Annotated in this window: 14 protein-coding genes and 1 pseudogene; 8 read left to right on the forward strand and 7 right to left on the reverse strand. The window is 68.1% G+C overall.

Annotation, left to right across the window (positions count from 1 at the left end):
* The first annotated feature begins 82 nt into the window (after positions 1–82).
* The 8 genes from AC2YHA_RS05320 (at position 83) to eda (ending at position 7855) form a co-directional block, all read left to right on the forward strand.
* Positions 83–421 (forward strand): MarR family transcriptional regulator, encoded by a 339-nt coding sequence (locus AC2YHA_RS05320; RefSeq protein ID WP_233786561.1) that lies wholly within the window; start codon positions 83–85, stop codon positions 419–421.
* The gene (locus AC2YHA_RS05325) at positions 339–1163 is read left to right on the forward strand and encodes a C40 family peptidase (RefSeq protein WP_233782324.1); all 825 of its coding nucleotides are present in this window, start codon (positions 339–341) and stop codon (positions 1161–1163) included. The genes AC2YHA_RS05320 and AC2YHA_RS05325 overlap by 83 nt, the downstream gene beginning before the upstream one ends.
* Positions 1160–2089: an N-acetyl-gamma-glutamyl-phosphate reductase gene (argC, locus tag AC2YHA_RS05330; protein ID WP_487400648.1), complete on the forward strand. Its 930-nt coding sequence runs from the start codon at positions 1160–1162 to the stop codon at positions 2087–2089. Before AC2YHA_RS05325 ends, argC begins: the two co-directional genes overlap by 4 nt.
* A 66-nt stretch (positions 2090–2155) precedes the next feature.
* Positions 2156–3613, forward strand: a complete 1458-nt coding sequence (zwf, locus tag AC2YHA_RS05335) for a glucose-6-phosphate dehydrogenase (RefSeq protein WP_233782322.1) — start codon at positions 2156–2158, stop codon at positions 3611–3613.
* Positions 3614–3751: 138 nt separating this feature from the next.
* Positions 3752–4462, forward strand: coding sequence for a 6-phosphogluconolactonase (gene pgl, locus AC2YHA_RS05340; RefSeq protein WP_487400649.1), 711 nt, complete (start codon positions 3752–3754; stop codon positions 4460–4462).
* Positions 4459–6276: a phosphogluconate dehydratase gene (gene edd, locus AC2YHA_RS05345; RefSeq protein WP_487400650.1), complete on the forward strand. Its 1818-nt coding sequence runs from the start codon at positions 4459–4461 to the stop codon at positions 6274–6276. Before pgl ends, edd begins: the two co-directional genes overlap by 4 nt.
* Entirely contained in the window at positions 6273–7253 is a 981-nt protein-coding gene (gene glk / locus AC2YHA_RS05350; RefSeq protein ID WP_487400651.1) for a glucokinase, read from the forward strand. Before edd ends, glk begins: the two co-directional genes overlap by 4 nt.
* 17 nt (positions 7254–7270) lie before the next feature.
* Positions 7271–7855, forward strand: coding sequence for a bifunctional 4-hydroxy-2-oxoglutarate aldolase/2-dehydro-3-deoxy-phosphogluconate aldolase (eda, locus tag AC2YHA_RS05355; RefSeq protein ID WP_487401705.1), 585 nt, complete (start codon positions 7271–7273; stop codon positions 7853–7855).
* A gap of 114 nt (positions 7856–7969) precedes the next feature.
* Here eda and AC2YHA_RS05360 read toward each other — a convergent pair whose 3' ends face one another.
* The 7 genes and pseudogenes from AC2YHA_RS05360 to fabD form a co-directional block, all read right to left on the reverse strand.
* A complete protein-coding gene (locus tag AC2YHA_RS05360) occupies positions 7970–8299 on the reverse strand; it encodes a hypothetical protein (protein ID WP_487400652.1) in 330 nt (109 codons plus the stop codon).
* Positions 8296–9264, reverse strand: coding sequence for an endolytic transglycosylase MltG (gene mltG, locus AC2YHA_RS05365; protein ID WP_487400653.1), 969 nt, complete (start codon positions 9262–9264; stop codon positions 8296–8298). Before mltG ends, AC2YHA_RS05360 begins: the two co-directional genes overlap by 4 nt.
* Before the next feature lie 6 nt (positions 9265–9270).
* A complete protein-coding gene (fabF, locus tag AC2YHA_RS05370) occupies positions 9271–10530 on the reverse strand; it encodes a beta-ketoacyl-ACP synthase II (RefSeq protein WP_487400654.1) in 1260 nt (419 codons plus the stop codon).
* 119 nt (positions 10531–10649) lie between these two features.
* Positions 10650–10886, reverse strand: coding sequence for an acyl carrier protein (locus AC2YHA_RS05375; protein ID WP_233782315.1), 237 nt, complete (start codon positions 10884–10886; stop codon positions 10650–10652).
* A gap of 84 nt (positions 10887–10970) precedes the next feature.
* Complete coding sequence (gene fabG / locus AC2YHA_RS05380) at positions 10971–11711, reverse strand: 3-oxoacyl-[acyl-carrier-protein] reductase (RefSeq protein ID WP_233782314.1); 741 nt, start codon at positions 11709–11711, stop codon at positions 10971–10973.
* A pseudogene (locus tag AC2YHA_RS05385) lies at positions 11711–12144 on the reverse strand (GxxExxY protein). The gene fabG and the pseudogene AC2YHA_RS05385 overlap by 1 nt, the downstream one beginning before the upstream one ends.
* Before the next feature lie 29 nt (positions 12145–12173).
* Positions 12174–13109, reverse strand: a complete 936-nt coding sequence (fabD, locus tag AC2YHA_RS05390; RefSeq protein ID WP_487400655.1) for an ACP S-malonyltransferase — start codon at positions 13107–13109, stop codon at positions 12174–12176.
* Positions 13110–13159: the final 50 nt, after the last annotated feature.

Here is a 13159-nt window from a genome sequence, read left to right on the forward strand (position 1 = left end):
ATCCTTGTTGAACCCGCTGCCCGAGAGTGAATTGGACACCAGTGCCGTGAATGCCGTGTCGGATCAGTCGCTGTTCACCTGGATGCATACGCTGGTCGATTACGTCCGCTCGGGCGAGCCGGATCTCACCAATCGGCAGATGGCGCTGCTGCTGCTTGTCTATCTCGATCCCGGCCCCCATACAGTGCGCGGATTGGCGCGCGCGCTGAACGTCTCGAAACCGGTCGTCACGCGCGCCTTGAATCGTCTGGGCGCGCTCGGCTATCTGCGCCGCCAACGCGACGATGCCGACAAGCGCAACATCTTCGTCGCGCGCACGACCAAGGGGGCAGACTTTCTTGCAGAATTCGGGCAATTCCTCGCCGGCGACGCCCCGGCCGACGCCCCACACCGACACGTTTCCGACCACGCCCACGCGTAAGCGTTTCGCGCTTGCCGGGCGCAGCCATGCCTTCGATCCGCGCGTCGATGCCGCCCGCGGCGACCTTGCCGATCTGCGCCTCGCCGACCGGCTGTTCGCGCCGCATTACGCCGCTGCGATGACGCGGGGCGTGACGCAGCGCACGCCGGTCTATGCAGTGATCGGCGGGGAGCAGCGCTCCGAGGTGCTGATGGGCGAGACCTTCGACGTGCTGGAGCTCTCCCGCGGCTATGCCTGGGGTGTCAGCCCTATCGACGGCGCCGTCGGCTTCGTCGCGATCGACGCGCTCGGCCCGGTCGTCGCGCCGAGCCACATCGTGATCGGCCAAGGCATTCCCGACCTGCCGATGGGCAGTCGCATCGTGGGCGACCAGAGCTTCACCGAAGCCGACGTCCGCCCGCTCGACGCGCCGGTGGAGGATTTCGTCCATATCGCCGAGCGGTTGGTCGGCGTGCCCTCGGTTCCCGGGGGACGGTCGGGCGCCGGCGTCGACGCCGGCGGCCTCGTCTTCCTCTCGCTCTCGCTGGCGGGCATCCGCGTGCCTCGATTCGTCGATCTCCAGGCGACAATCGGCCGTGCTATAGGTGAGGACGCACCGATGCTCCGCGGCGACCTTCTCTTCTTCGATGGCGAGGTGGCGATCGCCACCGACGAGACCCACGCGATTCGTGTCGCCGACCGGGTCGTACAGGTCCCGATCGCCGATCTCGGCGCCATTTCCGTGCGGCGGAGGCTCCCGTGAAGCACAGCGTGTTCATCGACGGCGCCGCCGGCACCACCGGCCTCGAAATCCGCGAACGGCTCGCCGGGCGCGACGAGATCGCACTGATCGCGCTCGACGACGCCCAGCGCAAGGACCCGGAAGCGCGGCGCCAGGCGCTCAACGACGCCGCCTTCGTCATCCTATGCCTGCCCGACGACGCCGCGCGCGAGAGCGTCGCGCTGATCGACAACCCGCGCACCCGCGTGATCGACGCCTCGACCGCGCATCGCGTGGCGGAGGGCTGGGCTTATGGCTTCGCCGAACTCGAACCAAGCCAGGCCGCTGCGATCGCCGAGGCTCCGCGGGTCACCAATCCAGGCTGCTACCCTACCGGTTTCCTTGCGCTCGTTCGCCCGCTGGTCCGCGCCGGGCTGATCCCGGCCGACTGGGCGCTCAGCGTCAACGCCGTCTCCGGCTATTCGGGCGGCGGCCGCTCGATGATCGAGGAGTTCGAGAAGGGCACGGAGCAGACCGCCTGGCGCGGCTACGGCCTCGCCCTCGCCCACAAGCATGTGCCGGAGATGCAGCGCCACGCCCGGCTCGAGCATCCGCCGATCTTCATGCCCTCGGTCGCCAACACCTATCGCGGCATGGTGGTCGAGGTGCCGCTGCCGCTCCACGCCCTGCCGCGCCGCCCGAGCATCGAGGCGGTGACCGAGGTGCTGGAGGCGGCCTATCAGGCGAGCCCGATCGTCCGCGTCGCCACCGACGCCCCGCCACTGATCCGCATCGAGGAGGATGCGGGCACCGACCGGCTCACCCTGCGCGTATTCGGCAATGCCGAGCGCGGCCAGGCACGGCTCGTCGCGACGCTCGACAACCTCGGCAAGGGCGCGGCGGGCGCGGCGGTGCAGAACCTCAACATCATGGCGGGCCTCGATCCGACTGCGGGCCTCGTTCTCTAAAACCATACGTATGCGCCTTGCCCGAAAGGCGTGGATCGCTACATCGCGCCGGCAGGAGGGCCGTGAATGACCGAAGCCGTTGGCAAGCTGCTTTTGTTCGGCGCGACGGGCGATCTCGCCCAGCGCATGTTGCTGCCGTCGCTCTACGGCCTCCATGCCGACGGGCTGCTGCCCGAGAAGCTCACCATCACCGGCACCGCGCGGTCGGATCATGACGACGCCGGCTATCGCGATTTCGCCAGCAAGGCGCTCGACGAGTTCCTGCCCGCCGACCGCAAGGACAAGGCGGCGATCGCCTCCTTCCTCGACCGGCTTGGCTACCAGCCGCTCGACGCCTCGAAGCTGGACGGCTTCCCCGCCCTCGCCGAGAAGATCGGCGACGTCTCTGGGGGGCTCGCCATTTTCCTGTCGACAGCGCCTTTCCTGTTCGAGCCGACGATCAAGGGCCTCGATTCGGTCGGCCTCGCCGGCGAGACGGTGCGGATCGGCCTGGAGAAGCCGCTCGGCCACGATCTCGCCTCCAGCCGCGAGATCAACGATGCGGTCGCCCATGCCTTCCCCGAAGAGCGCACCTTCCGCATCGACCATTATCTCGGCAAGGAGACGGTGCAGAACATCCTGGCGCTGCGCTTCGGCAATTCGCTGTTCGAGCCGATCTGGAACGCGCGCGGGATCGACCATGTCCAGATCACCATCGCCGAGACGGTGGGGCTGGAGGACCGCGCCGGCTATTACGACACCGCCGGCGCGCTGCGCGACATGGTGCAGAACCACATGCTCCAGTTGCTCGCGCTGATCGCGATGGAGCCGCCTGCCCGCTTCGACGGCACCTCGATTCGTGACGAGAAGGTCAAGGTGCTGCGCTCGCTCCGCCGCATCGCGCCGGCCGAGGTCGGCCATCTCACCGTCACCGGCCAGTACGGCGCCGGCGCGGTCAAGGGCGAGATCGTCAAGGGCTATGACGAGGAACTCGGCAAGGATTCGAGCACCGAGACCTTCGTCGCGATCAAGGCGCATGTCGACAATTGGCGCTGGCAGGGCGTGCCCTTCTACCTGCGCACCGGCAAGCGCCTGCCCCAGCGCCAAAGCGAGATCTCGATCCAGTTCAAGGGCGTGCCCCACTCGATCTTCGCCGAGCGCGGCGGGCAGCTCCAGCCCAACACACTGGTGATCCGCCTCCAGCCCGAGGAATATGTCCGCCTGCTGGTAATGGCGAAGCAGCCGGGGCTCGACCGCGAGGGCATCCGGCTGCGCGAGGTGCCGCTCAACCTCAGCCTCGAGCACGAGTTCGCCGGCACCCGCCGCCGCATCGCCTATGAGCGGCTGCTGCTCGACCTGATCGAGGGCGATCCCACGCTGTTCGTCCGCCGCGACGAGGTGGAGGCGCAATGGCAGTGGATCGACGCGATCCGCGCCGGCTGGATCGCCAACGACATCAAGCCCAAACCCTATCCCTCGGGAAGCTGGGGCCCGTCCGCCAGCATCGCGCTCACCGAACGGGATGGCGTGACGTGGACGGAGTAGCAGCCCTCAATCCTTCGTCATTCCCGCGAAGGCGGGAATCCATAATCACTGAACACTGCGGCTCTCACTGAGTTCAGCCAGAATGGATTCCCGCCTTCGCGGGAATGACGGCGTAGAAGCAAAAAAGAGAAAGCGCGCATGACCGACGAAATCGAATGGTGGGACTATGACGACGCGGCCGAGATGGCGGAGGCGGTCGCCGGCGACCTCGCCTTCGTGATCGAGAGCGCGATCGACGCGCGCGGGACGGCGGTGATCGCGCTCGCGGGCGGCAAGACCCCGCTCCCCATCTATGAGCGGCTCGCCGAGACCAAGCTCGACTGGTCGCGCGTCACGATCATCCCCGGAGACGAGCGCATCGTGCCGCTCGGCGACCCGCTGTCGAACGTCACCGCGATCGGCAAGGTCTTCATCCCCAAGCGCGCCCGCGTCATCCCCCTGCTCAGCGCCACCGCGCCCGACTACAAGGCGGCCGGCCGCGCTGCCGACGCGCTGCTCCAGGATCTCCACTGGCCACTCGACCTCTGCCTGCTCGGCGTCGGCGGCGACGGCCATTGCGCCTCGATCTTCCCCGGCCCCGACTATGACGAGGCGCTCAACGGCCCCAAGGAGCGCCGCGCGCTCGGCGTGATGCCCGACCCGCTGCCGTCCGAAGCCCCCGTCCCGCGCGTTACCCTGAGCCGCGCCGCCATCGTCTCCGCCCGCGCGCTCACCATCGCCATCACCGGCGACGCCAAGCGCCAGGTGGTCGAGGACGCGGTAAAAGGCGGTGCCTCCTCCCCCTATCCGATCGGCCGCATCCTTGCCGACGTGGAACTGCCGGTCGACATCCACTGGAGCCCCGCATGACCCTCCACCCCGAAGTCGCCGCGGTCACCGACCGCATCATCGAACGCTCGAAGCCGGGCCGCGCCGCCTATCTCGGGCTGATGGAAGGCCAGCGTGCCACCGGCGTCGACCGGCCGATGCTCGGCTGCGCCAACCTCGCCCACGGCTATGCCGGTACCGACGAGGACCGCGACGCGATGCGGCCGGCCAACCGGATGAACATCGGGATTGTAACGGCTTACAACGACATGTTGTCAGCCCATGCGACCTATTACCGCTACCCGGAGCAGATGAAGATCTGGGCGCGCGAGGCCGGCGTCACCGCCCAGGTCGCCGGCGGCGTGCCGGCGATGTGCGACGGCGTGACGCAGGGCTATGCCGGCATGGAGCTGTCGCTGTTCAGCCGCGACACCATCGCCCTCTCCACCGCCATCGCGCTCAGCCACGGCATGTTCGAGGGTGCGGCGCTGCTCGGCATCTGCGACAAGATCGTGCCGGGCCTGCTGATCGGCGCGCTGCGCTTCGGCCACCTGCCGATGGTGCTGATCCCGGGCGGCCCGATGCGCTCCGGTCTCGCCAACAAGGACAAGGCACGCATCCGCGAGCTCTATGCCGAGGGCAAGGCGAGCCGCGAGGAGCTGCTCGATGCCGAGATCGCCGCCTATCACGACAAGGGCACCTGCACCTTCTACGGCACCGCCAATTCCAACCAGATGATGATGGAGGCGATGGGCCTCCACATGCCCGGCGCCGCCTTCCCCAACCCCGGCACCAAGCTCCGCCAGGAATTGACCCGCGCCGCGGTGCACCGGCTGGCGAAGATCGGCTGGGACGGCAACGACTATCGCCCGCTCGCCGAATGCGTCGACGAGCGCGCGATCGTCAACGCGATGGTAGCGCTGCTCGCGACCGGCGGCTCGACCAACCATCTCATCCACCTGCCGGCGATCGCCCGCGCGGCGGGGATCACGATCGACTGGGAGGATTTCGACCGCCTGTCAAAAGTCGTTCCCCTCCTCACCCGCGTCTATCCCAACGGCAGCGCGGACGTGAACATGTTCGAGGACGCCGGCGGTCCGCCGTTGGTGATCCGCGAGCTGCTGAAGGGCGGCCTGCTCCACGACGATATCGTCACCGTTGCGGGCGAAATGAAGGACTACGCTCGCAAACCTCAGATCGAGAATGAGGAATTGGTCTGGCAGGACCTGCCCGAGCAAAGCGGCGACGACAGCATCGTCCGGCTGATCGACAACCCCTTTCAGCCCGAGGGTGGCTTCCGCATCCTCTCGGGCAATCTGGGTCGTGCCTGCATCAAGGTCTCGGCGGTCGATCCGGATCGCTGGACGATCGAGGCGCCGTGCCGCGTCTTCACCGACCAGGCCGAGGTCCAGGCCGCGTTCAAGGCGGGTGAGCTCGACCGCGACGTGGTGGTGGTGGTCCGCTTCCAGGGCCCGCAGGCCAACGGCATGCCCGAGCTCCACAAGCTCACCCCGCCGCTCGGCGTGCTCCAGAACCGCGGCTTCCGCGTCGCGCTGGTCACCGACGGCCGCATGTCGGGCGCGAGCGGCAAGGTGCCGTGCGCGATCCACGTCTCGCCCGAAGCGAAGGGCGGCGGCCCGATCGCCAAGCTGCGCGACGGCGACATCGTTCGCCTCGACAGCGAGGCCGGCGTGCTGACCGCGCTGGTCGACGAGGCCGAATGGGCCGCCCGCCCGCTCGCCGAGCCGCCTGCCCCCGCGCTCGGCACCGGCCGAGAGCTGTTCGCGCTGATGCGCCGCGGCGTCTCGACCGCGGAGGAAGGCGCCTCGGCCATGCTGGCGGAGATGGCGGCGTGACCGAAGTCGTAGCAGTCGACATCGGCGGCACCCATGCTCGCTTCGCCATCGCCGAAGTCGAGGGCGGCCGCGTCGTCCGTCTCGGCGAGCCCGACACGCTCAAGACCGCCGAGCACGCCAGCCTGCAGACCGCCTGGCAGCATTTCGCCAAAGACTACGGCAAGCCCCTCCCCCGCGCCGCCGCGATCGCGGTCGCCTCGCCGGTGAACGATGAGCTGATCAAGCTCACCAACAATCCCTGGATCATCCGTCCGCGGCTGGTTCCGGAGCGGCTCGACGTCGACGACTACGTCCTCATCAACGATTTCGGCGCGGTCGGCCACGCCGTCGCCCAGGTGCCGCACGATCAGTTCGCTCACATCTGCGGTCCCGACACCGAGCTCCCCGAGCGCGGCTCGATCACCGTCTGCGGCCCCGGCACCGGCCTCGGCGTCGCCCAGGTGTTTCGCGCCGCCGACCGCTATCATGTGATCGAGACCGAGGGCGGCCACATGGATTTCGCCCCGCTCGACCGCATCGAGGACGCGATGCTCCAGCGGCTGCGCAGGACCTACACCCGCGTTTCCGCCGAGCGCATCGCCGCCGGCCCCGGCATCGTCGCCATCTACGAGACGCTCGCCGAGATCGAGGGCCGGCCGATCCAGCGGCTCGACGACAAGGCGATCTGGGCGCTGGCGTTCGAGGGCAAGGACAGCCTCGCCCTCGCCGCGCTCGACCGGTTCTGCCTCAGCCTCGGCGCGATCGCGGGCGACCTCGCGCTCGCCCATGGCCCCAAGGGCGTGGTGATCGCCGGCGGCCTCGGCCTCAAGCTCAAGGACAAGCTGCTCGCCTCGGGCTTCGGTCAGCGTTTCGTCGCCAAGGGCCGGTTCCAGTCGCTGATGGCCTCGATCCCGGTCAAGCTCATCACCCACCCCCAGCCCGGCCTGTTCGGCGCCGCCGCGGCCTACGCCCAGAAACTCGAAGGATTCCACTCGTGAGCGACATCGAAACGATCATGCGCACCAGCGCGGTCATCCCCGTGTTGGTGATCGAGGACGCCGCCACCGCCCGTCCGCTCGCCGAGGCGCTGGTCAAGGGCGGGCTCAAGGTGCTCGAGGTGACGATGCGCACCGGTGCCGCGATCGAGGCGATCCGCGAGATGAAGCAGGTTCCGGGAGCGATCGTCGGCGCCGGCACCGTGGTCTCGACCGCGCAGTTCGAGGCGGTGATGGACGCGGGCGCCGAGTTCATCGTCTCCCCCGGCCTCACCGAGACGCTCGGCCGCCCGATCGTCGAGAGCGGCGTGCCCTTTCTCCCCGGCGTGGCGAGCGCAGGCGACATCATGCGCGGCTATGACCTGGGCCTCAGACACTTCAAGTTCTTCCCCGCCGAAACCTCCGGCGGCCTCAAGGCGCTCAAGGCCCTCGCCGCACCCTTTTACGAAGCGAAGTTCTGCCCCACCGGCGGCGTCACCCAGGCGAGCGCGCCCGACTGGCTGGCATTCGATCCGGTGCTCTGCGTCGGCGGCAGCTGGATCGCGAGCGGCAGCATGGCCGAGGTCGAAGCCAAGGCGCGCGAGGCGGCGGGGCTGCGCCGATAAGCACCCCAACCGTCACCCCGGCCTTGTGCCGGGGTCCACGGTGCCGCGAGCCAATCGGTCGAAGTAATGGTGGCCCAGTGGATGCCGGACCAAGTCCGGCAATGACGATGATGGCTAGTTTGAACTACCGCGTCGGCCGACCAGCAACAGCGTGAACAGCCACGCCAGCACCAGATAGACGATAAGCGGCGGATTGATCCGCCCGTCCTCGATCACGTAGCGCGAGGTCGCCACCGTGAACACGCCGGCCGCAAAGCCGTTGGCGGCCAGCAACGCACGCGGTGCGATCCCCGCCGGCATCAGCGCGGCGACGATCAGTCCCAGCGACAGGATGAGATCAGGCGCGATGAACACCCGGATGCTCATCCCCCCGGTCAGCACCATGTAGGCGAGCGTCACACCCATCAACGCGCTCACCACCCGGATCGCGCGCAGCATCGTCACATCTCGCCCCGCGCCCGGCGGATCGCGTACCACTTCTGCACATTGGCGTTGTGCTGCTCCAGCGTGTCCGCGAACACATGCCCGCCGGTGCCGTCGGCGACGAAGTAGAGTGCGTTCGACTGCGCCGGATCGAGCACCGCGTCGATCGAGGCCCGCCCCGGATTGGCGATCGGTCCCTCCGGCAAACCCGCCATCGCATAGGTATTGTACCCGTTCTTCGCCTGAAGCTCCGAGCGCAGGATACGGCGGCCGAGCGGCTTGCCCTGGGTGATCGGATAGATCACCGTCGGATCGGCCTGCAGCGGCATCCCGCGCTTCAGGCGGTTGGAATAGACCGCCGCCACCATCCGCCGCTCTTCGGGCTTGCCGGTCTCCTTCTCGACGATCGAGGCGAGGATCAGCGCCTCGCGCGGCGTCTTCACCGCGATGCCCGGCTTCCGCTTCGCCCAGGCGGCGGCGAGATAGCGGTCCATCGCCTGCCGCATCCGCGCGAGCACCTCCGCCCGCGCGTCGCCGCGCGAATAGCTGTAGCTGTCGGGCAGCACCGATCCTTCGGGCGGCACCGGCACGCTCCCCGTGAGCTGCGGCGCCTTCATCAGCGCCTGCTGCACGAAAACCGATGGCCAGCCCTCGGGCACCGTCACGAAGCGCTGGAGCGTCTTGCCGCCCTGCAGCAGCTTCAGGATATCGGACTGGCTGATGTGGGCCGGCAGCCGGTATTCGCCGGCCCGGATCGGCGTCGAGCCGCCGAACAGCTTGGCGAACAGCGTGAACCGCCGCGCCGAGGGGATCGCTCCCGCCTTCTCGAGCTCGACCGCCGCCCGCGACAGGCTGGCGCCCTCGGGCACCAGCACGCTGGCGTTGCGCTGGAGCGGCCCCTGACCGCCCCAGCTCTGCATGACGAGGAACAGGCCCGCGATCGCGAGCAGGCCAACCACCAGTCCCAGGCAGCCGAGCCTGCGCATGATCGGCTAGATCGCCTTCATCACCAGCGACGCGTTGGTGCCGCCGAAGCCGAAGCTGTTGTTGAGCACCGCCCGCACCTTGCGCTCCTTTGCAACGTGCGGGACGAGGTCGACGCCCGCGCAATTCTCGCTCGGGTTGTCGAGGTTGAGCGTCGGCGGCACCACCTGGTCGCGCAGCGCCAGGATGCAGAAGATGCTCTCCACCGCGCCCGCGCCGCCGAGCAGATGCCCGATCGCCGACTTGGTCGAGCTCATCGACAGATGGCCGATGTTATTGCCGAACAGCCGCCGCACCGCGCCCAGCTCGAGCTCGTCGCCGAGCGGCGTCGAGGTGCCGTGCGCGTTGATGTAGTCGATGTCGGCGAGGTCGAGCCCCGACTTGCGCATCGCCATCTCCATCGACCGATAGGCGCCGGAGCCCTCGGGATGCGGCGCGGTGACGTGATAGGCGTCGCCCGACAGGCCGTAGCCGACCACTTCGGCATAGATCTTGGCGCCGCGCTTCTTGGCGCGCTCATATTCCTCGAGCACCACCACGCCCGCGCCCTCGCCCATCACGAAGCCGTCGCGACCCTCGTCCCACGGCCGGCTGGCGCGCCACGGCTCGTCGCGGAAGCCGGTCGACAGCGCGCGCGCCTGACCGAAGCCGGCGATGCCGATCGGGCAGATCGCGCCCTCGGCGCCGCCCGCGAGCATGACGTCGGCATCGTCGCGCGCGATCATCGCGGCGGCGTCGCCGATCGAATGCGCGCCGGTCGAGCAGGCGGTCACCACGGCATGATTCGGACCCATCAGGCCGTATTTGATCTGCACCTGGCCGGTGATGAGGTTGATGAGCCGGCCGTGGACGAAATGCGGGGACACGCGCTTCGGCCCCTTGTGCTCCAGCACCAGCGATTCGCTCTCGATGCCCGGCAGGCCGCCGATGCCCGATCCGATCGAGCAGCCCGCGCGGAACCGTTCCTCCTCGGTCATGTCGGTGAGGCCGGCGTCCTCGATCGCCTGGCCGGCGGCGTCGATGCCGTAGACGATGAACGGATCGACCTGGCGCTGCACCTTGTGGTCGACGCGCTTGTTGGGGTCGAAGCCATATTCATGGTCGGCCGGCTTCACTTCGCAGGCATAATTGCTGTGGTAATCGGACGCGTCGAAGCGCGTGATCGTCCCGGCGCCGGACTTGGCGGCGATGATGTTCTTCCAGGCAGTCTCGACATCGGCACCCAGCGGGGTGACGAGCCCGAGGCCGGTCACGACGACGCGACGCATGGCTCTCTCCGTGTTCCCATCTTCAAAAACGCCAACGGCTCCCAGCCCCATGAGATGCCCGGGACGGGGAGCCGCTGCAGATCATTCGCTCGCCCGCTCGGGGAGCGGTCGGGCGAAACTCAGCCCTTGTGCTCGTCGATGTACGCGATCGCGTCCTTGACGGTCGTGATCTTCTCGGCGGCGTCGTCCGGGATCTCGACCCCGAACTCTTCCTCGAACGCCATCACCAGCTCGACGATGTCGAGGCTGTCCGCGCCCAGATCGTCGATGAAGCTCGCGTCCTCGGTCACCTTGTCCGCCTCGACGCCGAGGTGCTCGACGACGATCTTCTTCACGCGGTCGGCGGTTTCGCTCATGCCCTGTTCCTTCTTACGGGTGTTCGTGTGTGTTGCCGAACGCAACTAGAGTGCGGCCGGGGCCCTTGCAAGGGGCGCGGTGGTTCACGGCATCGCCATGCCGCCGTTCACATGCAACGTCTGGCCGGTGACATAGCCCGCCTCGCGGCTCGCCAGATAGACCACGGCAGCGCCGATATCCGCGCCCGAGCCCAGGTCCCCGGTCGGGATTCGGCCGAGCAACGCCTCCTTCTGCGCGTCGGGCAGCACGTCGGTCATCGCAGACCGGATGAAGCCGGGCGCGACGCAGTTGACGGTGATGCCGCGGCTGGCGAGCTCCTGCGCCAGCGCCTTGGACATGCCGATCAGCCCCGCCTTGGACGCGGCATAATTGGCCTGCCCCGGGTTGCCGGTCACGCCCACCACCGAGGTGATCGACACGATCCGCCCGAATCGCGCCTTCATCATCGGCTTGGCCGCGGCGCGGGCGAGGCGGAAGGCCGCCTCCAGGTTGACGCGGATCACCTGATCCCATTCCTCGTCCTTCATCCGCATCGCGAGATTGTCGCGGGTGACGCCGGCATTGTTAACGAGGATGTCGAGCTTCCCGCCCAGCGCCTCGACCGCCCGCGGCACCAGCTGGTCAACCGCTGCGCCATCGGAGAGATCGCACTGCAATGCAACATGATCGCCGCCGAGCTTCGCCCGATAAGCCTCCAGCTTCTCCGCATTGGACCCGGACACCGCCAGCCGAGCCCCCTGCCCCGCCAGCGCCTCGGCGATCGCCGAACCGATGCCTCCGGAAGCGCCGGTCACCAGCGCGGTCATGCCTGTCAGGTCGAACATTATTGGTCTCCGATATTTTGATTCACGCGGAGGCGCGGAGACGCGGAGGGGCGATAGTCATTGACTATCCGACGAAGCCCTTCCTTCAGTGTCGCACCGCCAAAATTGATCAGCAGCCCTACGGGCTGCTTTGTGAGTCGCAAGTAGGTCAACAATTGCTTCCCATGAGCGGCGGTCAGCCGCTCTACTGATTTGATTTCAACGAGTAGGCGCTGTTCGACTAAAAGGTCTATACGAAACGCATTCTCGAAACGAATGCCCCTCGAACTCGAAGTCGACGGGTCGCTGCCGTTCGACGAAGTAGCCCACTTCGCCAAGCTTTGCGGCGAGAACCGCCTCATAGACGCTTTCAAGCAGCCCCGGGGCCAAGATCGCGGTGTAATCGAACCGCAACGTCTATGACGTCTCCGCTGATCGCCTCAAGATCCTTCACCTCCGCGTCTCCGCGCCTCCGCGTGAACCCTAAAGAACCTTAGCCACCCCCTCGATATCATCCATCCCGATCACGCTCGTCGCCACGGCATCCGGCGCGATGCGTTTGACCATCGCGCCCAGCACCTTGCCGCCGAGCTCGACGAAGTCATGCACCCCGGCATCCCACATCGCCGCCACCGATTCGCGCCAGCGCACCATGCCGGTCACCTGCTCGACCAGCAGCGCCTTGATCACGACGGGATCGGCCACCGGCGCCGCGGTGACATTGGCATAGACCGGCACCAGCGGCGCACGCAGCTCGACGTCGGCCAGCGCCTTCTCCATCGCCTCGGCGGCCGGCTGCATCAGCGGGCAGTGGAACGGCGCCGATACCGGCAGCAGCACCGCGCGCTTCGCTCCCATGTCCTTGGCGATCGCGACGGCGCGTTCGATCGCGCCGGCCGCGCCGGAGATCACCACCTGCGAGGGATCGTTGTCGTTGGCGACGGTGCACACTTCACCCTCGGCCGCGGCGTCGGCGATCGCCTGCGCCTTCTCCCGGTCCGCGCCGAGCAGCGCCGCCATCGCCCCCATGCCGACCGGCACCGCCGCCTGCATCGCCTGCCCGCGCAGCTTGAGCAGCCGCGCGGTGGTGGCGAGGTCGAGCGCCCCGGCCGCGCACAATGCCGTATATTCGCCGAGCGAATGGCCCGCGACATAATCCGCCTTGTCGGCCAGTCGGACCCCGCCCTCGCGCTCCAGCACGCGCAGCACCGCGATCGCATTGGCCATGATCGCCGGCTGGGCATTCTCGGTCAGCATGAGCTGGTCCTCGGGCCCTTCCGCCATCAGCCGCGACAGATTCTGCCCCAGCGCGTCGTCGACCTCCTGAAACACTTCGCGCGCATGGCTGCTCGCCGCCGCGAGCGCCGCACCCATGCCGACCGACTGGCTCCCCTGTCCTGGAAAGATGAAGGCGCGCATGATCCCCTCCTCGCGGCCCGAATGAACGAAGCCGCCCGGTTAGGAGCACC

The sequence above is a fragment of the Sphingomonas sp. SRI_018 genome, from assembly GCF_057586275.1.